The sequence below is a fragment of the Spirillospora sp. NBC_01491 genome, assembly GCF_036227065.1.
GTDB classification, from domain to species: domain Bacteria; phylum Actinomycetota; class Actinomycetes; order Streptosporangiales; family Streptosporangiaceae; genus Spirillospora; species Spirillospora xylanilytica.
In genome coordinates, this window is sequence record NZ_CP109432.1 from 7,958,267 (window position 1) to 7,980,632 (window position 22,366).

Annotated in this window: 18 protein-coding genes; 13 read left to right on the plus strand and 5 right to left on the minus strand. The window is 72.7% G+C overall.

What is annotated here, in order from left to right:
* Window positions 1–127 precede the first annotated feature (127 nt).
* Both der and OHA34_RS36960 read left to right on the plus strand, forming a co-directional pair.
* Complete coding sequence (gene der, locus OHA34_RS36955; RefSeq protein ID WP_432763025.1) at window positions 128–1,501, plus strand: ribosome biogenesis GTPase Der; 1,374 nt, start codon at window positions 128–130, stop codon at window positions 1,499–1,501.
* Window positions 1,502–1,651: 150 nt separating this feature from the next.
* Entirely contained in the window at window positions 1,652–1,855 is a 204-nt protein-coding gene (locus tag OHA34_RS36960) for a hypothetical protein (RefSeq protein WP_285936652.1), read from the plus strand.
* Between the two features lie 95 nt (window positions 1,856–1,950).
* Here the strand turns inward: OHA34_RS36960 and OHA34_RS36965 are convergent, their stop codons facing one another.
* Together OHA34_RS36965 and OHA34_RS36970 are read right to left on the minus strand one after the other, a co-directional pair.
* The gene (locus tag OHA34_RS36965) at window positions 1,951–2,622 is read right to left on the minus strand and encodes a hypothetical protein (RefSeq protein ID WP_329520189.1); all 672 of its coding nucleotides are present in this window, start codon (window positions 2,620–2,622) and stop codon (window positions 1,951–1,953) included.
* Window positions 2,623–2,738: 116 nt separating this feature from the next.
* Window positions 2,739–3,743 (minus strand): alpha/beta hydrolase, encoded by a 1,005-nt coding sequence (locus OHA34_RS36970; RefSeq protein WP_285936650.1) that lies wholly within the window; start codon window positions 3,741–3,743, stop codon window positions 2,739–2,741.
* Between the two features lie 178 nt (window positions 3,744–3,921).
* Between OHA34_RS36970 and OHA34_RS36975 the strand changes: the two genes are divergently transcribed.
* The 9 genes from OHA34_RS36975 (at window position 3,922) to soxR (ending at window position 13,763) form a co-directional block, all read left to right on the plus strand.
* The gene (locus OHA34_RS36975; protein ID WP_285936649.1) at window positions 3,922–4,329 is read left to right on the plus strand and encodes a TOBE domain-containing protein; all 408 of its coding nucleotides are present in this window, start codon (window positions 3,922–3,924) and stop codon (window positions 4,327–4,329) included.
* A 31-nt stretch (window positions 4,330–4,360) separates the two neighbouring features.
* A complete protein-coding gene (gene modA / locus OHA34_RS36980; protein ID WP_329522486.1) occupies window positions 4,361–5,131 on the plus strand; it encodes a molybdate ABC transporter substrate-binding protein in 771 nt (256 codons plus the stop codon).
* Window positions 5,132–5,238: 107 nt separating this feature from the next.
* A complete protein-coding gene (gene modB / locus OHA34_RS36985) occupies window positions 5,239–6,000 on the plus strand; it encodes a molybdate ABC transporter permease subunit (RefSeq protein WP_285938538.1) in 762 nt (253 codons plus the stop codon).
* Window positions 5,997–7,040 carry an ABC transporter ATP-binding protein gene (locus OHA34_RS36990; RefSeq protein WP_285936648.1) on the plus strand — a complete coding sequence of 348 codons (1,044 nt, stop codon included), beginning with the start codon at window positions 5,997–5,999 and terminating at the stop codon, window positions 7,038–7,040. Before modB ends, OHA34_RS36990 begins: the two co-directional genes overlap by 4 nt.
* A gap of 178 nt (window positions 7,041–7,218) precedes the next feature.
* Window positions 7,219–9,036: a phosphoenolpyruvate carboxykinase (GTP) gene (locus OHA34_RS36995; RefSeq protein WP_285936647.1), complete on the plus strand. Its 1,818-nt coding sequence runs from the start codon at window positions 7,219–7,221 to the stop codon at window positions 9,034–9,036.
* A gap of 155 nt (window positions 9,037–9,191) precedes the next feature.
* Window positions 9,192–9,764: a DUF421 domain-containing protein gene (locus OHA34_RS37000; RefSeq protein ID WP_329520190.1), complete on the plus strand. Its 573-nt coding sequence runs from the start codon at window positions 9,192–9,194 to the stop codon at window positions 9,762–9,764.
* Between the two features lie 142 nt (window positions 9,765–9,906).
* Window positions 9,907–12,456: an ATP-dependent Clp protease ATP-binding subunit gene (locus tag OHA34_RS37005; protein ID WP_329520191.1), complete on the plus strand. Its 2,550-nt coding sequence runs from the start codon at window positions 9,907–9,909 to the stop codon at window positions 12,454–12,456.
* On the plus strand, window positions 12,449–13,036 hold the full coding sequence (locus OHA34_RS37010) for an HdeD family acid-resistance protein (protein WP_285936644.1): 588 nt from the start codon (window positions 12,449–12,451) through the stop codon (window positions 13,034–13,036). Before OHA34_RS37005 ends, OHA34_RS37010 begins: the two co-directional genes overlap by 8 nt.
* Before the next feature lie 160 nt (window positions 13,037–13,196).
* Window positions 13,197–13,763, plus strand: a complete 567-nt coding sequence (gene soxR, locus OHA34_RS37015) for a redox-sensitive transcriptional activator SoxR (protein ID WP_329520192.1) — start codon at window positions 13,197–13,199, stop codon at window positions 13,761–13,763.
* A 78-nt stretch (window positions 13,764–13,841) separates the two neighbouring features.
* On the opposite strand, the gene OHA34_RS37020 is transcribed toward soxR, so the two are convergent.
* Both OHA34_RS37020 and OHA34_RS37025 read right to left on the minus strand, forming a co-directional pair.
* Complete coding sequence (locus OHA34_RS37020; RefSeq protein WP_285936642.1) at window positions 13,842–16,247, minus strand: glycoside hydrolase family 65 protein; 2,406 nt, start codon at window positions 16,245–16,247, stop codon at window positions 13,842–13,844.
* Complete coding sequence (locus tag OHA34_RS37025) at window positions 16,240–16,998, minus strand: HAD family hydrolase (RefSeq protein WP_329520193.1); 759 nt, start codon at window positions 16,996–16,998, stop codon at window positions 16,240–16,242. Before OHA34_RS37025 ends, OHA34_RS37020 begins: the two co-directional genes overlap by 8 nt.
* Before the next feature lie 154 nt (window positions 16,999–17,152).
* Between OHA34_RS37025 and gndA the strand changes: the two genes are divergently transcribed.
* Entirely contained in the window at window positions 17,153–18,577 is a 1,425-nt protein-coding gene (gene gndA, locus OHA34_RS37030; protein WP_285936640.1) for an NADP-dependent phosphogluconate dehydrogenase, read from the plus strand.
* 130 nt (window positions 18,578–18,707) lie between these two features.
* Here the strand turns inward: gndA and OHA34_RS37035 are convergent, their stop codons facing one another.
* Window positions 18,708–19,586, minus strand: a complete 879-nt coding sequence (locus tag OHA34_RS37035) for a hypothetical protein (protein WP_329520194.1) — start codon at window positions 19,584–19,586, stop codon at window positions 18,708–18,710.
* Window positions 19,587–19,759: 173 nt separating this feature from the next.
* Here OHA34_RS37035 and OHA34_RS37040 point away from each other — a divergent pair, with 173 nt between their 5' ends.
* Complete coding sequence (locus tag OHA34_RS37040) at window positions 19,760–22,264, plus strand: DEAD/DEAH box helicase (RefSeq protein ID WP_285936637.1); 2,505 nt, start codon at window positions 19,760–19,762, stop codon at window positions 22,262–22,264.
* Window positions 22,265–22,366 lie beyond the last annotated feature (102 nt).

Consider the following 22,366-nt stretch of genomic DNA (forward strand, 5'->3'; position numbering starts at 1 on the left):
GCTCGAGCGGGCTGGAGGGGCGCGGCGTCGTCTGGACTGACGAGCGAGCGACGAGCGACGAGGGAAGACGGCGCCTGAAAGCGCCCCGGAAGCACGCGGGGAACACGTGAGCGAAAACGAGATCGAGATGGCGGCCGGCGCGTTCGACGACGCGGACGGCCTGGAGCGGGACCTGCCGCCGGCGCCGGTGGTGGCGGTGGTGGGACGGCCCAACGTGGGCAAGTCGACGCTGGTCAACCGGATCCTCGGCCGCCGTGAGGCGGTCGTGGAGGACGTGCCGGGGGTGACCCGGGACCGGGTCGCCTACGACGCCGACTGGAGCGGGCGGCGGTTCACGGTGGTCGACACCGGCGGCTGGCTGCCCGAGGCCACCGGGCTGGCCGCGGCCATCGCCGAGCAGGCGCGGCTGGCGGTCGACCTGGCGGAGGTGGTGATGTTCGTGGTCGACGCGACCGTGGGCGCCACCGATGTCGACGAGGCCGTGGTGGAGATCCTGCGGCGCTCGGGCAAGCCGGTGGTGCTGGTGGCCAACAAGGTCGACGACGCCGGCACCGAGGCCGACGCGGCCGGGCTGTGGTCGCTCGGCATCGGCGAGCCGCACCCGGTCAGCGCGCTGCACGGCCGCGGCAGCGGCGACCTGCTCGACGCGGTGCTGGAGGCGCTGCCGGTGGAGGCGCCGCCCGAGACGTTCGGCGAGGTGGGCGGTCCTCGCCGGGTGGCGCTGCTCGGCCGGCCCAACGTCGGCAAGTCGAGCCTGCTCAACAAGCTCGCGGGGGAGAACCGCGCGGTGGTCGACTCGGTCGCGGGCACCACCCGCGACCCGGTCGACGAGGAGATCGAGCTCGGCGGCAAGGTCTGGCGGTTCATCGACACCGCCGGGATCCGGCGGCGGCACCGCGAGAACCAGGGCGCCGACTTCTACGCGACGCTGCGCACCCAGTCGGCGCTGGAGCGCGCCGAGGTCGCGGTGGTGCTGGTCGACGCCGACGAGCCGCTGGCCGAGCAGGACCTGCGGATCATCTCGATGGTGATCGACTCGGGCCGGGCGCTGGTGATGGCCTACAACAAGTGGGACCTGCTCGACGAGGAGCGCCGGCACTACCTCGACCGCGAGATCGACCGGCAGCTCCACAACGCGCGGTGGGCGCCGCGGGTCAACATCTCGGCCAAGACCGGGCGGCACATGGAGAAGCTGGTGCCGGGCCTGGAGACGGCCCTGGACGGCTGGGGCCACCGGGTGCCGACCGCCAAGCTCAACCAGTTCTTCGCCGACCTGGTCAACTCGCATCCGCACCCGGTGCGCGGCGGGAAGCAGCCGCGGGTGCTGTTCGCCACCCAGGCGGGGGTACGTCCGCCGCGGTTCGTGCTGTTCACCTCCGGGTTCCTGGAGGAGGGCTACCGGCGGTTCATCGAGCGGCGGCTCCGCGAGGACTTCGGCTTCGAGGGCACTCCGCTGGACATCACGATGAAGATCCGCGAGAAGCGCGGCAAGCGCAAGTAGCCGCGGCGTCGCGGTGGACGGCCCGTCCGGGAGTCTTTCCCGGGCGGGCCGCCGCATGTCAGGATGCTGTCCACGGCGATGGTTATAAGCTATCGCTTGCTTGTTGCCCGAGCAACGAGTGCACGGACGGTCCGGGTCGAGGGGTGCGACGTGAAGCTCTTGCTGTTCATCTCCGCTGCGGTGGCCTGCCTGGCCCTCAGCTTCGTCTGGCGCGAGCCGTGGATCGGCGGCGTCGGCCTGCTGATCGGCTTCGTCGCGATGTTCACCGACCGCGACGACGTCCGCCTGGACGACGAGAAGGGCAGCTACGAGACCACCAAGAGCGTCCGGAACATGCGCGGCCGGAACCGATAGGCCGCCGCGGGCGAGCCGCTTGGACGCCCCCGGCCGAGCCGTCGGGGCCGCCGTGGCCGTCAGAGGCCGTCAGAGGCCGCAATGGAGTTGCGCGGTCACCGGTGCTGGCCGCCGCGCTCGCCCGCCACACGCTGGTCGGGCGGCCCGCTCGTGCCGGGCGGCGTCCCGAAGGGACCGCCCGGCTGCGGGTCCTGCTGTGAGGTGCGCCCGTACCGTCCGTGCACCGGGGCGATCGGCTGGGTGGTACCGGACGGGCGCGCGGCGCCTCCGGGCGGGCGTTCCTCCCACGGGCCCGTGTGGTACCCCTCCGGCTCCGGTGCGCCGGCGACGCTGAAGCGCCCGAGCGCGAGCGCGCCGAAGAACACCACGGCGACGCCGAGCCCGGCGAAGCCGGAGAGCTGCTCGGCCAGATGCCGTTCCTCTCCGGTGCCGAGCGGGCCGCCGACACCGGGCACGTCCCAGAGGGTGGCCACGGGGCCGCCGACCACGAACCAGACGCCGCCGAGCACTGCCGCCCACGCGCCGAGCATCGCGAGCGCGCGGCCGGCGGCGAACAGCACGATCAGCCCGCCCAGCCCGGCCGCGACCGCGGGGGCCACGCTGAGCTGGAGGCGGTCGGTGTCGTAGACCCAGGTCCGGTCGGGGGCGAAGCCGAAGCCGAAGTAGGGCCCGGCGAAGGGCAGCAGCCCGCCCCACAGCCCGAGCAGCACCAGCAGGGTCCCGCTGACGGCGCCCCGGGTACGCGGTACTCGCCTGCTCCCAGTCATGATCGGTCCTCCCGCCCGGCGAACGTGTCGCCGTTTTGGAGTCCCCTTTACCCGGAGCGGATCGCTCCAAGCACACATCAGGAGGAATGGGGCATGAGTAATGAATTCGCCTGGGGTCAGTCGTCCACGGCGGCCTGGCCGGAGGCGGGCGGGTAGGCGCCGCGGACGAACGCGCCCAGTTCGTCGATGGCCGCGCGGGACTCCGGCAGCAGGGGGCCGAACATCTGGAAGACGTGGATCTGGCGGTCCCAGACCTGGAGGGTGGTGGGCACGCCGGCCTCGGCCAGCCGCCGCGCCATCAGCTCGGAGTCGCAGTAGAGCAGCTCGGTCGAGCCGGCGGTGAGCAGCACCGGGGGCAGGCCGCCCAGGTCGGCGCGGACCGGTGAGATCGCCGGGTCGGCGAGGTCGAGATGGCCGAGGAAGCCCTCGACGAGGCGTTCCAGCAGCGGGCCCGGCGCGGACGGGTCCAGTGCCATGTTGGCGTGCGCGAGCTTGGCGGTGAGGTCCATGTCGAGCATGGGGGACAGGGCGACCAGCGCGGCTGGCAGCGGGAGCCCTTCGTCCCGGGCGCGCAGCGCGGTCGCGAAGGTGAGGTGGCCGCCCGCCGAGTCGCCCATCACCACGATGTTCCCGGCCGGGATCCCCCGCTCCTCCAGCAGCCAGCGGTAGGCGGTGACGCAGTCGTCGACCTCCTTCTCGAACGGGACGGCGGGGATCATCCGGTAGTCGACCGAGAGGGCCGGCACGCCCGCGGCGGCGCTGAACCGCGAGACCATCCGGCGGTGGGTGTTCAGGCCGCAGCAGATCCAGCCCCCGCCGTGCAGGTAGAGGATGACCTTGCCGCGTCCGGGCGGCACCCCCGGGCCGTGCACCCATTCGGCGCCGAAGCCGTCGAAGCGCACCTTCTCGCAGTGGGTGCCGCGGGCCGGGCGGGCCCGCGCGGCCAGCCTGTCGAGGGCGGCGGCGCGACGCAGCGCCCGCTCGTCGATCGGCAGTCCGGCGACCTTGGTCAGCCGCGGCCGGACGAGCCGGCGGACGCCCGCCGAGACGGCGCGCGAGCGCAGGCTCGCGGTTCCGCGCCGGTCGATCACCAGGGTCGTCGTCGGCTGTGCTCGGGTCACGGTTCCGCCTTCCGGTCGTCCTCCCACGATGGTGGCATCGGTCCGGCGGGACCGGAAGGGCTGAACCGAACCTGATTCTGTTGCCGTGTTCGCCAGGGTGTCGGGCCGTTATGCCTAGCAAATCTGGGACGGATGGCGGTGTGTGCCTCGAATCTGCGAAGGTCTATGCTTCTGCTCCGTGACGACGTTCAGGATCAGTGAGGCCGCGGCCCTGCTCGGGGTCAGCGCCGACACCGTTCGCCGCTGGGTGGACGGCGGACGGCTCACCGCCGCCCGCGACGGGCACGGGCACCGCCGCGTCCCCGGGGCCGACCTCGCCGCCTTCGTCCGCGCTCAGGCGCGCGCCGGCGCCGCGTCCGACCAGGCCGAACGGTTCTCCTCCGCGCGCAACCGGATGCGCGGCATCGTGACCGACGTGGTCCGCGACGGGGTGATGGCCCAGGTGGAGATCCAGGCCGGCCCGTTCCGGGTGGTGTCGCTGATGAGCCGGGAGGCCGCCGACGAGCTCGGGCTGGAGGTCGGCGTGGTCGCCGAGGCGGTCGTGAAGTCCACCAACGTCGTCGTCGAGGTGTCCGATCCCGGGTGATCCCCCCCCGCCCCCCCAGAGGAGAACCGTGCTGAAGCGCATCGCGGTGGCCGTCACCGCACTGTCCCTGGCGTCCGTGACCGGTTGCGGCGACACCGGCGACGGCGAGGCGTCGTCGGCATCGGGCGGCAGGACCCTGACCGTGTTCGCCGCCGCGTCCCTCACCGAGACCTTCACCGCCCTCGGCGCGGCGTTCGAGGGCTCGCACCCGGGGCTGAAGGTCAGGTTCAACTTCGGCGGCAGCTCCACCCTCGCCAAGCAGATCACCGAGGACGCCCCCGCCGACGTGTTCGCCGCCGCGAGTCCGGCCACGATGAAGCCGGTGACCGATGACGGCGCCGCGTCCGGGCCGCCCCGGGTGTTCGCGCGCAACCGCCTGGTCATCGCCGTCCCCAAGGACGACCCCGGCAAGATCCACGGGCTGCCGGACCTGATCGGGCCCACGCTCAAGGTGGTGCTGTGCGCCGAACAGGTCCCGTGCGGGGCCGCCGCCAAGAAGGCCGCCGCCGCGGCCGGCGTCACGATCCGCCCGGTGTCGCAGGAGCAGGATGTCAAGGCGGTGCTCACCAAGGTCAGGCTCGGCGAGGCCGACGCCGGCCTGGTCTACCGCAGCGATGTGAAGGCCGCGTCGCCGCAGGTCAAGGGCATCGAGTTTGCCGAGTCGGCCAAGGCGATCAACGACTATCCGATCGCCGCGCTCGCCAAGGCGCCCCAGCCGGGGCCGGCCGGGGAGTTCGTCCGGCTGGTGCTGTCCCAGCAGGGGCGGACGGTGCTGACTGGGGCGGGCTTCGAGTCGCCGTGAGCCGGTGGCCGGGCCGTCCGGGCCGCCCCGAGCGGGGGGAGCGGCCCGAGCGGCGGGAGCGGCGCGCCGGTGCGGGCGCCGACCGGCTGCCGGGACGCCCGCCGTGGATGCTGCTCCTGCCCGCTCTGGCGGGCCTGGCGTTCCTGGTGCTGCCTCTCGTGGGCCTGCTGGTGCGCGCCCCCTGGTCGACCCTCGGGACGCGGCTGGCCGAGCCGCAGGTGCTGGAGGCGCTGAGGCTGTCACTGGTGAGCGCCACCCTGGCGACCGTGCTGTGCCTGCTGCTCGGGGTGCCGCTGGCGTGGCTGCTGGCACGCGTCCCGTTCCCCGGCGCGCGGGTGGTGCGGGCACTGGTCACCGTCCCGCTGGTGCTGCCGCCGGTGGTCGGCGGCGTGGCGCTGCTGCTGGTGCTCGGGCGCCGCGGCCTGGTCGGCGGATGGCTGGACTCGGCGTTCGGCCTGACGCTGCCGTTCACCACGGCGGGTGTGGTGCTGGCCGAGACGTTCGTGGCGATGCCGTTCCTGGTGATCAGCGTCGAGGGCGCGCTCCGCGCCGCCGACCTGCGGTTCGAGGAGGCCGCCGCCACGCTCGGCGCGACCCGCTGGACGATCTTCCGCCGGGTCACCCTGCCGCTGGTCGCGCCGGGCGTCGCGGCCGGGGCGATCCTGTGCTGGGCCCGCGCGCTCGGCGAGTTCGGCGCGACGATCACGTTCGCGGGCAATTTCCCGGGCCGGACGCAGACCATGCCGCTGGCCGTCTACCTCGCGCTGGAGACCGACCCGCAGGCCGCCATCGTGCTCAGCCTGGTGCTGCTCGCCGTCTCGGTGGTGGTGCTCGCCGCGCTCCGCGACCGGTGGGTGAGCGCCTCATGAGCGGGCTGGACGCGCGGCTGGTGGTGCGGCGCGGCGCGTTCGACCTCGACCTCGAACTCGCTGCGGCCCCCGGCGAGGTGGTGGCGCTGCTCGGGCCGAACGGCGCGGGCAAGAGCACCGCGCTGCGCGCCCTGGCGGGCCTGGTCGCGATGGCGGGCGGGCACATCCGGGTGGACGGCGCCGATCTGCGCCCGCTGCCGGCCGAGCGGCGCGGGATCGGCATGGTGTTCCAGGACTACCTGCTCTTCCCGCATCTCAGCGCGCTCGACAACGTCGCCTTCGGGCCGCGCTGCCAGGGGACGGGCCGCCGCGACGCGCGCCGCATCGCCGCCGAGTGGCTGGACCGGGTCGGCCTCGCCGGGCACGCCGCGTCCCGTCCGCGGGCGCTGTCGGGCGGGCAGGCGCAGCGGGTCGCGCTGGCCCGCGCGCTCGCGGTGCGGCCGGGGCTGCTGCTGCTCGACGAGCCGCTCGCGGCGCTGGACGCGCACACCCGGCTGGAGATCCGCGCCGCGCTGCGCCGCCACCTCGCCGGGTTCGAGGGCGCGGCCGTGCTGGTGACGCATGATCCGCTGGACGCGATGGTGCTCGCCGACCGGTTGGTGGTGCTGGAGCGGGGACGGTTGGTGCAGCGGGGCACGCCCGCCGAGGTCGCCCGCCGTCCGCGCACCGACTACGTCGCGCGCCTGGTCGGGCTGAACCTGTACCGGGGCCGGGCCGACGGCGGGACCGTCGCGATCGAGGACGGCGCCGGCAAGCTCGACACCGTGGACTCTCTGACTGGTGACGTTTTCCTGGCCTTCGCGCCATCGGCGGTCGCGCTGTACCGGACCCGGCCCGACGGCAGCCCGCGCAATCTGTGGCGGGCCCGGGTGGCAGCGATCGAACGGCAGGGGGATCGGGTCCGGGTCCAGTTGGACGGGCCGCCCTTCGCGGCGTCCGCCGATGTGACGCCGGGAGCGGTGGCGGAGCTCGGATTGGCGGAGGGCAGCCTGGTATGGGCAGCTGTCAAGGCCACCGAGACGCATGTTTACCCAGCTTGAAAGGCTGCGGGCCCGGATGGGCCGTGTCCGGGGTCAGGGCCCGGTATCCAAGTGATATCAATCACAAAACCCTTCGGGAAGGCCCAAAAGAGGGCGCGATTGGTCCAGACCAAATGGCAAAAACGCACGGTCTTGTTCATCATGCAAAGATCCTGCGAATCGCTGAAGGAGTTGCCCCGTGTCCAACCGGATCCCCGGCCTCGACCAGGCCCCGACCAGTCACACCGACCTGACTGACTGGGTGCGTGGGATCGCCGAGCTGACCCAGCCCGACCGCGTCGAGTGGTGTGACGGCTCGGACGCCGAATGGGAGCGCCTCACCGGCCTCCTGGTCGAGCAGGGCACGTTCAAACGGCTCGACCCCGCCAAGCGCCCCAACAGCTTCTACGCCGCCTCCGACCCGACCGACGTCGCGCGGGTCGAGGACCGGACGTTCATCTGCTCGGAGAAGTCCGAGGACGCCGGGCCGACCAACAACTGGGTCGCGCCCGCCGAGATGCGGACGACCCTCGGCGAGCTGTTCGAGGGCTGCATGAAGGGCCGCACCATGTACGTGGTGCCGTTCTGCATGGGCCCGCTCGGCGGCTCGATCTCGCAGCTCGGCGTGGAGATCACCGACTCGGCCTACGTCGCGGTCTCGATGAAGATCATGACCCGGATGGGCGCGGGCGCGCTGCGGCTGATCGAGGAGCGCGGCTCGTTCGTCAAGGCCGTGCACTCGGTCGGTGCCCCGCTGGAGCAGGGCCGGGCCGACGTGCCGTGGCCGTGCAACTCCACCAAGTACATCACCCACTTCCCCGAGACCAGGGAGATCTGGTCCTACGGGTCCGGCTACGGCGGCAACGCCCTGCTGGGCAAGAAGTGCTACGCGCTGCGCATCGCCTCGACCATGGCCCGTGACGAGGGCTGGATGGCCGAGCACATGCTCATCCTGAAGCTGACCCCGCCGGAGGGCGAGACCCGCTACGTGGCCGCGGCGTTCCCGTCCGCGTGCGGCAAGACCAACCTGGCGATGCTGGAGCCGACCATCCCGGGCTGGAAGGTCGAGACGATCGGCGACGACATCGCGTGGATGCGGTTCGGCGAGGACGGCCGGCTCTACGCGATCAACCCCGAGGCCGGCTTCTTCGGCGTCGCGCCCGGCACCGGCGAGAGCACCAACGCCAACGCGGTCAAGACGCTGTGGGGCAACAGCATCTTCACCAACGTCGCGCTCACCGACGACGGCGACGTGTGGTGGGAGGGCCTGACCGACGAGGCGCCGGCGCACCTGACCGACTGGAAGGGCAACGACTGGACGCCCGGGACCGGCACCCCCGCCGCGCACCCGAACGCCCGGTTCACCACCCCGGCCGGGCAGTGCCCGATCATCGCGCCCGAGTGGGAGGACCCCCGGGGCGTGCCGATCTCGGCGATCCTGTTCGGGGGGCGCCGGGCCAGCGCGGTGCCGCTGGTCACCGAGTCGTTCGACTGGCAGCAGGGCGTGTTCCTTGGCGCCAACATCGCCTCGGAGAAGACCGCGGCGGCCGAGGGCACGGTCGGCGAGCTGCGCCGCGACCCGTTCGCGATGCTGCCGTTCTGCGGCTACAACATGGGCGACTACTTCGGCCACTGGCTGAAGATCGGCAGGTCCACCGACGCGGAGAAGCTGCCGCGGATCTACTACGTCAACTGGTTCCGCAAGAACGCCGACGGCAAGTTCATCTGGCCCGGCTTCGGCGAGAACAGCCGCGTGCTCAAGTGGATCGTCGAGCGCCTGAACGGGCAGGCCGACGCGGTCAAGTCCCCGATCGGGCAGCTGCCGACCAAGGCGGCGCTGGACACCGACGGCCTGGAGATCGCCCCGGCCGACCTGGACACGCTGCTGTCGGTCGACACCGAGGTGTGGAAGCAGGAGGCCGCCCTGGTACCCGGCCACTTCGACACCTTCGGCGACCATCTGCCGAGCGAGCTGTGGGACGAGTACAACGCCCTGGTGAACCGCCTGGGGCACTGACCCGGGGGCCACGGGCCGCAGGGACGACAGCGGGACCACGCCGTGCGCGGCGTGGTCCCGCCGCCGTTCCGGCCCGGGACTGGCACTGTGTCGGCGTGCGGCGGCGGGTTCGGCCGCCGCGGTGACGGCGGCGACGCGACGGTGAGGTGCGGGCGATGTGGCATGACCTGTTCTCGATGGGCATCCCGGTCGACGAGAAGATCGTCCGCACGGTCGGGGTCTTCCTGTCGATGGTGGTGCTGCTGCGGCTGGCGGGCAAGCGGGAGCTCGCCCAGCTCAACGGGTTCGACTTCGTGGTCATGCTGCTGCTCTCCAACGTCGTGCAGAACGCGATCATCGGCCCGGACAACTCGCTGTGGGGCGGCGTGCTCGGCGCCGCGGTGCTGGTCGCGGCCAACTCGATCACCGTCCGGGTGGCCGCGTGGATGCCCGTGCTCGGCCGGGTGGTGCGCGGCCGGCCGAGCGTCCTGGCGCGGGACGGCGAGTACGACCACAAGGTGCTGACCCGCCTCGGGATGCTCCAGGAGAACGTCGACCAGGCCATCCAGGAGCAGGGCGGCGACCACGTCAACGACACCCGGCTGGTCACCCTCGAACCCGGCGGCGCCCTGCTGGTGCGGCTGACCCGCCTGGAGCAGTCCGCCTCGTACGGCGACATCACCGACCTGCGGGACCGGCTGGACCGGATCGAGCGGCACCTCGAGGCCCTCGCCGCCCGCCGCGACTGACCCATGGATGCCCCAATCTGGGGGAAATTTGCCCAGTTTGGGGGTGGTCGTGGTCTTGCCGGGAGCGGCGCGCGGCTAGCAGTGGGGTAGAGCTTCTCCGGGCCGCGACGCCGGGGGACGGACCGACCTCGGGGGGACCATTGTGGCCAGCACGCCGTTCGGCTCGATGTTCGACGACCCGTTCCGCGGATTCGAGTACCTGAAGGGGCGCATGTTCGGCGCCCCGGAATCGTGGCCGCCCCGCTCGGGCGGCGTCGAGCGGGTCGACATCGGCCGCCTGCTGAGCGAGACCGGCCGCGAGCTGCTCGGCCAGGCGCTGCACCGCGCCGGCGAGCGCGGCGCCCCCGACCTGGACGTGGTCGACCTGCTCGGCGCCGCCGCGCAGACCGACCCGGCGCGGGGCCTGCTGAGCGCGGCCGGCGCCGAGCCCGACGGGCTGCTGGCCCGGATCGCCGACCTGGCGAGCGACCGGGGGCCGGGGGAGACGCCGTCCACCCTCACCCCGGCCGCCAAGCGGGCGCTGCTGGACGCGCAGCGCGTGTCGCGGGCGCTGGAGGCCAGTTACATCGGGCCCGAGCACGTGCTGCTCGCCCTGGCCGCCAACCAGGACTCGGCGGCCTCCCGGCTGCTGGCCGCGCAGGGCGTGTCCGCGAACGAGATCCAGGAGGCGGTGCTGCGCCGCCCCGACCAGTCCGGCGCGGCGTCCGGCCCGGCCCGCGGCGGCGGCCAGAGCGAGACCCCGACGCTGGACGAGTACGGCCGCGACCTCAACGAGGAGGCCAGGGACGGCCGGCTGGACCCGGTCGTCGGCCGCGAGGAGGTGATCGAGCAGGCCATCGAGGTGCTGACCCGCCGCACCAAGAACAACCCGTGCCTGATCGGCGAGCCGGGCGTCGGCAAGACCGCGATCGTCGAGGGCATCGCCCAGCGGATCGTCAACGGCGCCGTCCCCGAGCCGCTCAAGGAGAAGCGGGTCGTCGCGCTGGACCTGACCGGCATGGTCGCCGGGTCCAAGTACCGCGGCGAGTTCGAGGAGCGGGTCAAGAAGGTCGTGGACGAGATCCGCGCGCACTCCGACGAGCTGATCATCTTCATCGACGAGGTGCACACCCTGGTCGGCGCCGGGTCCGCCGAGGGCGGCATGGACGCCGCCAACATCCTCAAGCCCGCGCTGGCCCGCGGCGAGCTGCACGTCGTCGCGGCCACCACGATCGACGAGTACCGCAAGAACATCGAGAAGGACGCCGCGCTCGAACGGCGCTTCCAGCCCGTGCTGGTGCCCGAGCCGAGCGTCGAGGACACCGTGGAGATCCTCGCCGGGCTGCGCGACACCTACGAGGCGCACCACCAGCTCCGCATCACCGACGACGCCGTCGACGCCGCGGCGCGCATGTCCGACCGCTACGTCTCCGACCGGTTCCTGCCCGACAAGGCGATCGACCTGATGGACCAGGCCGCCGCCCGGGTGCGGCTGCGCTCGCTGTCGCCCGCCGACGACGCCCGCGAGCTGGAGCAGCGCCTGGAGGGCCTGCACCGCGACAAGGACCAGGCGGTCGCGAGCGAGGACTTCGCCCGCGCCGGCGCGATCCGCGAGGAGATCGAGCGGCTCCGGCCCGAGCTGGAGTCGGCCCGTGGCGGCCACGACGATGTCCCGGAGGTGACCGCGGTCGACGTCGCCGAGGTGGTGTCGCGGCGCACCGGCATCCCGGTCGCCCAGCTCACCGAGGAGGAGCGCGACCGGCTGCTGCGGCTGGAGGAGCACCTGCACGAGCGGGTCGTCGGCCAGGACGAGGCGGTCGACGCGGTCGCCGAGGCCGTGCGCCGCGCCCGCGCGGGCCTCGCCGACCCGGACCGGCCGCAGGGCAGCTTCCTGTTCCTCGGCCCGACCGGCGTCGGCAAGACCGAGCTCGCCCGGGTGCTGGCCGACGTGCTGTTCGGCGGCATCGACCACATGATCCGCATCGACATGAGCGAGTTCCAGGAGAAGCACACCGTCAGCCGCCTCATCGGGGCCCCGCCCGGATATGTCGGCTACGAGGAGGCCGGCCACCTCACCGAGGCCGTGCGCCGCCGCCCGCACTCGGTGGTGCTGCTCGACGAGATCGAGAAGGCCCACCCGGACGTGATGAACATCCTGCTCCAGATGCTGGACGACGGGCGCCTCACCGACGGGCAGGGCCGCACCGTCGACTTCGGCAACTGCGTGATCATCATGACCAGCAACATCGGCGCGCAGATGATCCTGGAGTCCGGCGGCGACAGCCCCGAGCTGCGCGAGGAGGTCATGGACCTGCTGCTGCACACGCTGCGGCCCGAACTGCTCAACCGGATCGACGAGACGATCATCTTCACCCGGCTGGACCGCGAGCAGCTCCGCCGGATCGTCGACCTGCTGCTGGACCGGACCAGGCGCCGGCTGCACGGCCAGGACGTCGGCCTGGAGGTCAGCGAGGCGGCCAAGGACTGGCTCGCCGAGAAGGGCCACCGGCCCGAGTTCGGCGCCCGCCCGCTGCGCCGCACCATCCAGCGGGAGCTGGACAACAGGCTCTCCCGCATGCTGCTGGACGGCCGGATCGACGAGGGCGACACCGTCGTCGCCGACCGGTCCGGGGACGTGCTGGAGATCGATGTCCGCAGCGGCGCCGCCACGGGCGGCGGCGCCGACGAGTCCTCGGGAGGCAGTGATGTTTGATCAGATCACCCGGCACTGGTGGGTGCTGGCGCTGCGCGGCGCGTTCGCCGTGCTGTTCGGCGTCGTCGCCTGGGTCTGGCCGGGTATCACGGTGCTGGCCCTGGTCGTCCTGTTCGGCGCGTATGCGCTGGTGGACGGGGTGATGGCGCTGGCGGAGGCGGTCCGCGGCGGTCCCGGCGCGTCCCGTGCCTGGCGCGCGGTGTCCGGCGTGGCGGGCGTCGTGCTCGGTATCGCGGCGCTGGTGTGGCCGGGCATCACCGGCCTGGCGCTGCTGATGCTGATCGCCGCCTGGGCGGTGATCACCGGCGTGATGGAGATCATCGCGGCGATCGCGCTGCGCAAGGAGGTCCACGGCGAGTGGCTGTACGCGGTCACCGGCGTGATCTCGGTCGTGTTCGGCGTGCTGCTGTTCGCCTGGCCGGTGTCGGGCGCCCTCGCCGTCGTCTGGCTGATCGGCCTCTTCTCGATCCTGTTCGGCGCGGTGCTGATCGGCGCCGCGTTCCGGCTGCGCCGGCTGGGCGGCGACCGCCGGCGCGAGGCCGAGCGGGGGATGGGCGGCGCCACGCCGACCCACTCCTGACCGCCGGGTCCGTCCCCGGGACGCCCCGTCCTGGGGAGGTCCCGGGGACGGTTCCCGGGGTGGTCCGGGGGACGGTTCCCGGGGTGTTCCGGGGCACGGTCAGAGGCTCCGTCCGCACCCCGAACCTCAATGAGGGTTGAGGTGTGAATAGGATGCCCCTATGACACGCCTGGAGCATCGCGTTCACGAACTGACCGTGGGCCAGCTCGCCGAGCGGAGCGGCGTTGCGGTGTCCGCGCTGCACTTCTACGAGTCCAAGGGACTGATCAGCAGCCGGCGGACGGTGGGCAACCAGCGCCGCTTCACCCGCGACACCCTGCGCCGCGTCTCGTTCATCCGGGTCTCGCAGCGGGTCGGTATCCCGCTGAGCGAGATCCGGGAGGCGCTGGACGCCCTTCCCGAGGAGCGCACCCCGACCGTGCAGGACTGGGCGCACCTGTCGGAGAACTGGCGCAGTGCCCTGGACGACCGCATCGCCCAGCTCGAACGCCTGCGCGACAGCCTCACCGACTGCATCGGGTGCGGCTGCCTGTCCATCAGCAAGTGCGCGCTCGCCAACCCCTACGACCGGCTCGGCGACGAGGGCCCCGGCCCGCGCCGGCTGCTGGTCAACCGCGCGCTCGGCCGATCGGGCCCGGCCCCCGTCCCCGTCGCTGCCACCGCTACCGCCACCGCCACCGAGTCGCAGGCCCTCGCCTGCGACATTGACTGCGGCGCACCAGGCTGACCCCGCTCGCCCGTCGGGTCCGCGCACCGGGCCGCCGCCATGACGCGGCGGGGGCCCGCGGCGGGGCCTCGGGACGGGTCAGCGGGAGCGGTGGCGGGCGTCGCCGCCATGCGGGTCGATGCGGCGCGGCGCCGGTTCGCGGCCGGCCGGCTGGGACAGCGGCGGCCCGCTGGTCGGCTGCGGGATTGGCAGCTCGACCGGCTTGTCGGCCAGCATGAACTCCTCCCCGTGGTGCCGGAGCTCCAGGCCCGGCCCGTCCAGCAGCTCGTAGACCGCCGACTCGGCGGTCACGGTGACCTTCACCCGGTTGCCGCGGTAGCGGAGCCGGAAGGCCAGCCGGGTGATCCCACCGGGCAGCCGCGGCGCGAACCGCAGCCGCCCGCCGCCCGCCCGCATGCCGCCGAACCCGGCGACCAGGCCGCTCCACCCCCCGGCCATCGAGGCGATGTGCAGCCCGTCGCGGGTGTTGCCGTTGATGTCGTGCAGGTCCAGGAGCGCGGTCTCGCCGAGGTAGTCGTGCGCCAGCTCGAGCTGCCCCACCTCGGCGGCGACCACCGCCTGGGTCTGCGCCGACAGCGAGGAGTCGCGCACCGTCAGCGACTCGTAGTACTCGAAGTTGCGGGCCTTCTGCTCGGCGGTGAACGCCTCCCCGCACAGGTGCAGCGCCAGCACCAGATCGGCCTGCTTGACGACCTGCTTGCGGTACAGGTCGAAGTACGGGTAGTTCAGCAGCAGCGGGTAGTGCTCGGGCTTGGTCGCCGCGAAGTCCCAGCGGGCGTGGTTGGTGAACCCCTCGTTCTGCGGGTGTACCTCCATCCGCTCGTCGTAGGGGATCAGCATCCCCGCCGCCGCGTCCCGCCACGACGCGGCCTCCTCGGTGGTCACCTCCAGCCGCTCGGCGAGGTCGGGGTGGCGCATCGCCATCGCCGCGGCCTCCTGGAGGTTCCGGCGCGCCATCAGGTTGGTGTAGACGTTATTGTCGCCCACCGCGCTGTACTCGTCGGGCCCGGTCACGCCGTCGATGCGGAAGACGCCCTCGACGTCGTGGTGGCCGAGGCCGCGCCACAGCCGCGCGGTCTCCACCAGGATCTCCAGGCCGACCTCGCGCTCGAAGCGGATGTCCTCGGTGGCGTCCACGTACCGGACCACGGCGTCGGAGATGTCGGAGTTGATGTGGAACGCCGCGGTGCCGGCCGGCCAGTAGCCCGAGCACTCCTGCCCGCGGATCGTCCGCCAGGGGAACGCGGCGCCGGCCAGCCCGAGCTGCGTGGCGCGCTCGCGGGCCAGCGGCAGCGTCATGTGCCGCCACGCCAGCGCGTCGGCGGCGGCGTCAGGCTGGGTGAAGGTGAGCACCGGCAGGACGAACGTCTCGGTGTCCCAGAACGTGTGCCCGTCGTAGCCGGGCCCGGTGAGGCCCTTGGCCGGGATCATGCGGCGTTCCGCGCGGGCACCGGCCTGGAGGATGTGGAACAGCCCGAACCGCACCGCCTGCTGCACCTCGGCGTCGCCGTCGACCTCGACGTCGGCGCCGCACCAGAAGTCGTCGAGGTACTGGCGCTGCTCCTCCAGCAGCCCGTCCCAGCCGGTCTGCCGGGCGCCCGCGAGCGCCCCCACCACCTGGTCGTGCATCGCGGGGCGGGACCGCTGGCTGGACCAGCCGTAGGCCAGGTACTTCACGATCCGCAGCCGCTGGCCGGGCTCCAGCCGGGTCGCGACGGTCAGCCGGCCGACGTCGTCGGAGCTCTCGGTGTCGACCGCCAGCGATTCCGGGCCCTCGATGTGGTGCGACATCCCGGCCGCCATCCGCAGCCCGCTGTTGCGGGTGCGGTGCAGCAGCAGCACCTTGGTGCCGTTGGCCACGTTCTCCTCGCTGACCAGCGGGGACTCCAGCGTCGCCGAGACCCTGGGGTCCTTGCCGAGGTGCGGCAGCTCCTCGTTGGCGACCAGCTCGGACTGCACGACCACCCGGATCGGCTGGTCGACCGGCTCGACGTCGTAGCAGATCGCCGCGATCGCGCGCTGGGTGAGCGAGACCATCCGCTCCGAGGTCACCTTCACCCTGCGGTCGGCGGGCGAGGTCCACTCGACGGTCCGGGTCAGCGTCCCGTCCTGGAAGTCCAGGACGCGCTCGTGGTGGTGCACCCGGCCGTAGCGGACGTCGAGCGGCTCGTCGTCGACCAGCAGCCGGATCAGCTTGCCGTTGGTCACGTTGATGACGGTCTGGCCTGATTCGGGCAGCCCGTAGGCGGACTCGGCGTGCGGCAGCGGGCGCAGCTCGTAGAACGAGTTCAGGTAGCTGCCGGGCAGCCCGTGCGGCTCGCCCTCGTCGAGGTTGCCGCGCAGCCCGAGGTGCCCGTTGGACAGCGCGAACACCGACTCGCTCTGCGCCAGCCGGTCGAGCCGCAGCTCCGGCTCCCGCACGCACCACGGTTCGACCTGGTAGACGGGCCGGTCGCTCGGGGCCGGACTCTCTGCTTCACTCACCTTCTGATCCCCCAAGCAGTTCGGAGAGGTCGGCCACCACCACGTCCGCGCCGTGCTCGGCGAGCGCGGCGGCATGGTCCCCGTCGACCCTGTTGACGCCCACCACATACGCGAAGCCGCCCGCTCGGCCCGCCTCGACGCCCGCGAGGGCGTCCTCGAAGACGACGGCCGCGGCGGCGGGGACGCCCAGCTCACGGGCGCCCGCCAGGAACATGTCCGGGGCGGGCTTGCCGGGCAGGCTCCGCTCGGCCGCCACCACGCCGTCCACGCGGGCGTCGAACAGCCCGGTGATGCCGACGGTCTCCAGCACCTGGACGGTGTTGGCGCTGGAGGACACCACCGCGGTCTTCAGCCCGGCTTCCCGGGCGGCCCGCACGTAGCCGATCGAGCCCTCGTACACGTCCACGCCGCGGTCCTTGATGATCTTCAGGACCAGCCGGTTCTTGCGACCGCCGAGCCCGCGCACGGTCTCGGCCTCCGGCGGATCGTCCGGGCCGCCCGGGGGCAGCGTGATGCCGCGCGACTCCAGGAACGAGCGGGTGCCGTCCTCGCGGCGCTTGCCGTCGACGTACCGCCCGTAGTCCTTGACCGGGTCGAACGGGACGAACGGGACGCCCTCGCGGTCCGCCCGGTCACGCAGGAAGCCGTCGAACATCTTCTTCCAGGCGGCGGCGTGCACCGCGGCGGTACGGGTCAGCACCCCGTCGAGATCGAACAGGCAGGCCGTGGCCCCGTCCGGCAGTCCAAGCATCGCGTCCCCCCGGGTGTGATCGACTTCGTTGTCCGATCTCCACCATGGAGGTCCGTTCCCTTCCGGAACAAGTACATGCGCCCCCCAGTTCAACCAACAGCCGGGCGCTGACCGGCGGAGAAGCTGGGTACGGCGTACACGAGGAGGAGATCCAATGGACAAGGCGCGCATAGGGGTCACCGGGCTGGCGGTCATGGGCCGGAACCTGGCCCGGAACCTGGCCCGGCACGGGCATCCCGTCGCCGTGCACAACCGCACCGCGGCCCGCACCAAGGCCCTGGTGGAGGAGTTCGGCCACGAGGGCACCTTCCTGCCCGCGGAGACGGCCGAGGCGTTCGTGGCGTCGCTGGAACGGCCCCGCCGGCTGGTGATCATGGTGAAGGCGGGCGCGCCGACCGACGCGGTGATCGAGGAGTTCGCGCCGCTGCTGGACCGCGGCGACATGATCGTCGACGGCGGCAACGCGCACTTCGCCGACACCCGCCGCCGCGAGGCCGCGCTCCGCGACCAGGGCATCCACTTCGTCGGCGCCGGCATCTCGGGCGGCGAGGAGGGCGCGCTGAACGGGCCGAGCATCATGCCGGGCGGCTCCGCCGAGTCCTACCGGGCCCTCGGGCCGCTGCTGGAGGACATCGCGGCCAAGGTCGACGGCACGCCCTGCTGCACCCACGTCGGGCCGGACGGCGCCGGGCACTTCGTCAAGATGGTGCACAACGGCATCGAGTACGCCGACATGCAGCTCATCGCCGAGTCCTACGACCTGCTCAGGCACGGCGCGGGCCTGGCCCCCGCCGAGATCGCCGACGTCTTCACCACCTGGAACACCGGCCGGCTCGAGTCGTACCTCATCGAGATCACCGCCGAGGTGCTCGCGCACACCGATGCCGCGACCGGCAAGCCGTTCGTGGACGTCGTGCTGGACCAGGCCGAGCAGAAGGGCACCGGCCGCTGGACGGTGCAGACGGCGCTGGACCTCGGCGTCCCGGTCGGCGGCATCGCCGAGGCGGTCTTCGCCCGGTCCGTGTCCGGCCACGCCGACCTGCGCGAGGCGGCCCAGGGGCTGCCCGGCCCGGAGCGCGCCACGGCGGCCGAGCCGGGCTTCGCCGACCAGGTCGAGCGGGCGCTGTACGCGTCCAAGATCGTCGCCTACGCACAGGGGTTCCACCAGATCCAGGCGGGGAGCGCCGAGTACGGCTGGAACATCGACGCCGGCGCGATGGCCGTCATCTGGCGCGGCGGCTGCATCATCAGGGCCCGCTTCCTCGACCGGATCCGCGCCGCCTACGAGGCCGACCCGTCCACGCCGACGCTGCTGACCGACGCGCACTTCGCCGAGGCCCTCGCCGATGCCCAGGACGCCTGGCGGAACGTGGTCGCCACCGCCGCCCGGCTCGGCATCCCCGTTCCGGGGTTCTCCACCGCGCTCGCCTACTACGACTCGCTGCGCGCCGGCCGGCTGCCCGCCGCGCTCACCCAGGGCCAGCGCGACTTCTTCGGCGCCCACACCTACCGCCGCGTCGACCGCGACGGCTCCTTCCACACCCTCTGGGGCGGCGACCGCACCGAAGTCGAGGCCTAACCCGGCCCGGCCGGGCCGACAGGACGGGGCGGGACGGGGCGGTCCGCGCGGGCGACAGGGTGAGCCGGGCCGCCCCTCGATCCGGCGAGCAGTTCGTGCCGGCCGGAGGTCCGGTTCCGGCGCGGGGCGCTCAGTGCTCGGCGGCCTCGCGGAGCCGCAGTGCGATCGGGGCGAGCCGGTCCGGCGGCAGCAGCGGGGCGATCACGATGCCCATCACCGAGCGGTCCGACCAGATGCAGACCGCGGCCCACCGCCTGCCCTGCTGGAGCCCCTTGCTACAGCGCAGCACGCCGCCGTACCGCCCGGCCGGGCGGTCGACGGGAGTGGTGGCGCCGAAGACGCCGAGCATCTGGTCGACATCGGAGGGCGGATCGTAGAAGCCGCCCACCCCGGTCCGGCCGAGCGCGACGAAGTCGAGCCCGAGCAGGTGCAGCGTCCGGCCCGCGCCGTTCGAGTAGAGCTCCGACTTGATCGCTTTGGCGCCGGCCGCGCCGAAGGTCCTCACCTCCTGGCCCGGCACCTCCACGTCCTCGATCGTCGCGCGCAACTCCGCGGCGGCCCAGCGGTCCTTCTTGCCGGTCTGCCGTTCGTAGCCGGAGACGGCCCGCGGTGGCTCCAGCGTGCGCCTCGGCTCGTTGATCGGCGGCGCCAACGGCGACGGCGACGGAGGGGCCGCCGCCGGGCGGAGGGGCGGCGCCTCACCCGGATACAGCACGATCGCGCCCGTGAGCAGCACGCCCGCCATCAGCACGGAGCCCGCGGCCGACAGGCCGATGAGCAGCCCGGGGGAGCGCGCGGCCGACGTCGCCGGCGCGGGCGGTACGGCGCCCGCCATGGGCGGCCACCCGGGCTGTGCGCCGTCCATGGGCGGCCATCCGGGCTGTGCGTCGTGCACGGGCCGTCCGTCGGGCTGCGCGGGCCGAACCGCGGGCTGCTCGGCGGGGTCGGGCGGCGCCCAGGCGTGGCCGTTCTGGGACGGGTGGGCGTCGCGGTCGTCGTCAGCGGCCATGCGGGTCCTTCCAGGTGATCAATTCGGTGTCGTACTTATAGCCGACAGAAAGGACATAAGGCGCTGCCCTTCCCGGGCCCGGCCAGGTCCGGCCGCGCGGTCATCCGGAGCGGTCTCCGGGCGTCGGGGGCTCCCTGGTCCACGCACCCGGCGAACACGGGCAGGATGGAGGGGTGAGCCTTATCGATGAGCTTCCCTCCGGTGACGACGTCGGCCCCGATTCGCTGTTCGAGGCGTTCGAACGGTGGGTGACCGGCCGCGGCATCACGCTGTACCCCGCGCAGGAGGAGGCGCTCATCGAGGTGGTGTCGGGCGCCAACGTGATCCTCTCGACGCCGACCGGGTCGGGCAAGAGCCTGGTGGCGGCCGGGGCGCTGTTCGCCGCGCTCGGCAAGGACCAGGTCGGGTTCTACACCGCGCCGATCAAGGCGCTGGTGTCGGAGAAGTTCTTCGACCTGTGCGACATGTTCGGCCGCGAGAACGTCGGAATGATGACCGGCGACGCCAGCGTCAACGCCGATGCGCCGATCGTGTGCTGCACCGCCGAGGTGCTGGCGAGCATGGCGCTGCGCGACGGCGCCGACAGCGACGTCGGCGTGGTGGTGATGGACGAGTTCCACTTCTACGCCGAGCCCGAGCGGGGGTGGGCGTGGCAGATCCCGCTGCTGGAGCTGCCGCGGGCGCAGTTCCTGCTGATGTCGGCGACGCTCGGCGACGTCGGCTTCTTCCAGAAGGACCTGACCCGCCGGACGGGGCGTCCGACGGCGCTGGTGACCTCGGCCGAACGGCCCGTCCCGCTGATCTACGACTACCGGGTCACCCCGCTGCACGAGACGATCGAGGAGCTGCTGGCCGAGCGGAAGGCGCCGATCTACCTGGTGCACTTCACCCAGGCGGCGGCGATCGAGCGGGCGCAGGCGCTGATGAGCATCAACGTGTGCACCAAGGAGGAGAAGGCGCGGATCGCCGAGCTGATCGGCGGGTTCCGGTTCACCACCAAGTTCGGCCGCAACCTGTCCCGGTTCGTCCGGCACGGCATCGGCGTGCACCACGCGGGGATGCTGCCCAAGTACCGGCGGCTGGTCGAGCGGCTGGCGCAGGCCGGGCTGCTGAAGGTCATCTGCGGTACCGACACGCTCGGAGTCGGCGTCAACGTGCCGATCCGCACCGTGGTGTTCACCGCGCTGAGCAAGTACGACGGGCACCGGGTGCGGCGGCTGCGGGCGCGCGAGTTCCACCAGATCGCCGGGCGGGCGGGCCGCGCCGGGTACGACACGGTGGGGTTCGTGGTGGCGCAGGCCCCCGAGCACGTGGTCGAGAACGAGAAGGCGCTCGCCAAGGCGGGCGACGACCCGAAGAAGCGGCGCAAGGTCCAGCGCAAGAAGGCGCCCGAGGGGTTCGTCGGCTGGGACGAGGAGACCTTCGTCAAGCTCCAGACCGCCGAGCCCGAGATGCTGCGGTCCCGGTTCACCGTCAGCCACGCGATGCTGCTGTCGGTGATCGCCCGGCCGGGCAACGCCTACCAGGCGCTGAAGCGGCTGCTCACCGACAACCACGAGGAGCCGGCCGCGCGTCGCCGGCACATCTCCCGGGCCATCGCCATCTACCGGTCGCTGCTGGCCGGCGGCGTGGTGGAGACGATGGACGAGCCCGACGAGCAGGGCCGGTACGCGCGGATCACCGTCGACCTCCAGGAGGACTTCGCGCTCAACCAGCCGCTGTCCACCTTCGCGCTGGCCACCTTCGAGATCCTCGACCCGTCCTCGCCCTCGTACGCGCTGGACGTGCTGTCGGTGATCGAGGCGACGCTGGACGACCCGCGGCAGATCCTGGCGGCCCAGCTCAACAAGGCGCGCGGCGAGGCCGTCCAGGAGATGAAGTCCGAGGGGATCGAGTACGAGGAGCGGATGGAGCTGCTCCAGGACGTCGACTACCCCAAGCCGCTGGAGGAGGAGCTGGACGCCGCGTACGAGATCTACCGGGCCGGGCACCCGTGGGTCGGCGACCACCCGCTGCGGCCCAAGTCGATCGTCCGCGACATGTACGAGCGGGCGATGACGTTCGTCGAGTACATCGGCTACTACGAGCTGGCCCGCGGTGAGGGCCTGGTGCTGCGCTACCTGTCGGGGGCCTACAAGGCGCTCGGCCAGACGGTGCCCGAGTCGATCAAGACCGACGACCTGATCGACATGATCGAGTGGCTCGGCGAGCTGGTCCGGCAGGTCGACTCCAGCCTGCTGGACGAGTGGGAGCAGCTCGCGCACCCCTCCGACGACCCGGACGCGGTCATCGAGGAGCGGGTCACCCGGGTCACCGCCAACGGGCGCGCCTTCCGCGTCCTGGTGCGCAACGCGCTGTTCCGCCGCGTCGAGCTGGCCGCGCTCGGCCGCTACTGGGACCTCGGCGAGCTCGACCCCGAGCTCGGCGCGGACGGCTGGCGGGAGGCGATGGAGGGCTACTTCGCCGAGCACGACGAGCTGTTCACCGGCCCCGACGCGCGCGGCCCGAAGCTGCTCCAGATCGAGGAGGTCCCCGAGGACGCGCTGTGGCGGGTCCGGCAGGTCTTCGACGACCCGGCGGGCGACCACGACTGGGGGATCCGGGCCGAGGTCGACCTGGCCGGCTCCGACCAGGCGGGCGAGGCCCTCGTGCGGGTGGTCGCGGTCGACCGGCTCTGACCCGCGTTCCCCGGCTCCCCTCCCGATCCCCGCCGTGCCGCCTCCGGGCGGTGCCCGGCGCGGGTCCGGCTTGACAAATGAGTGAGTACTCACTCAAATGGA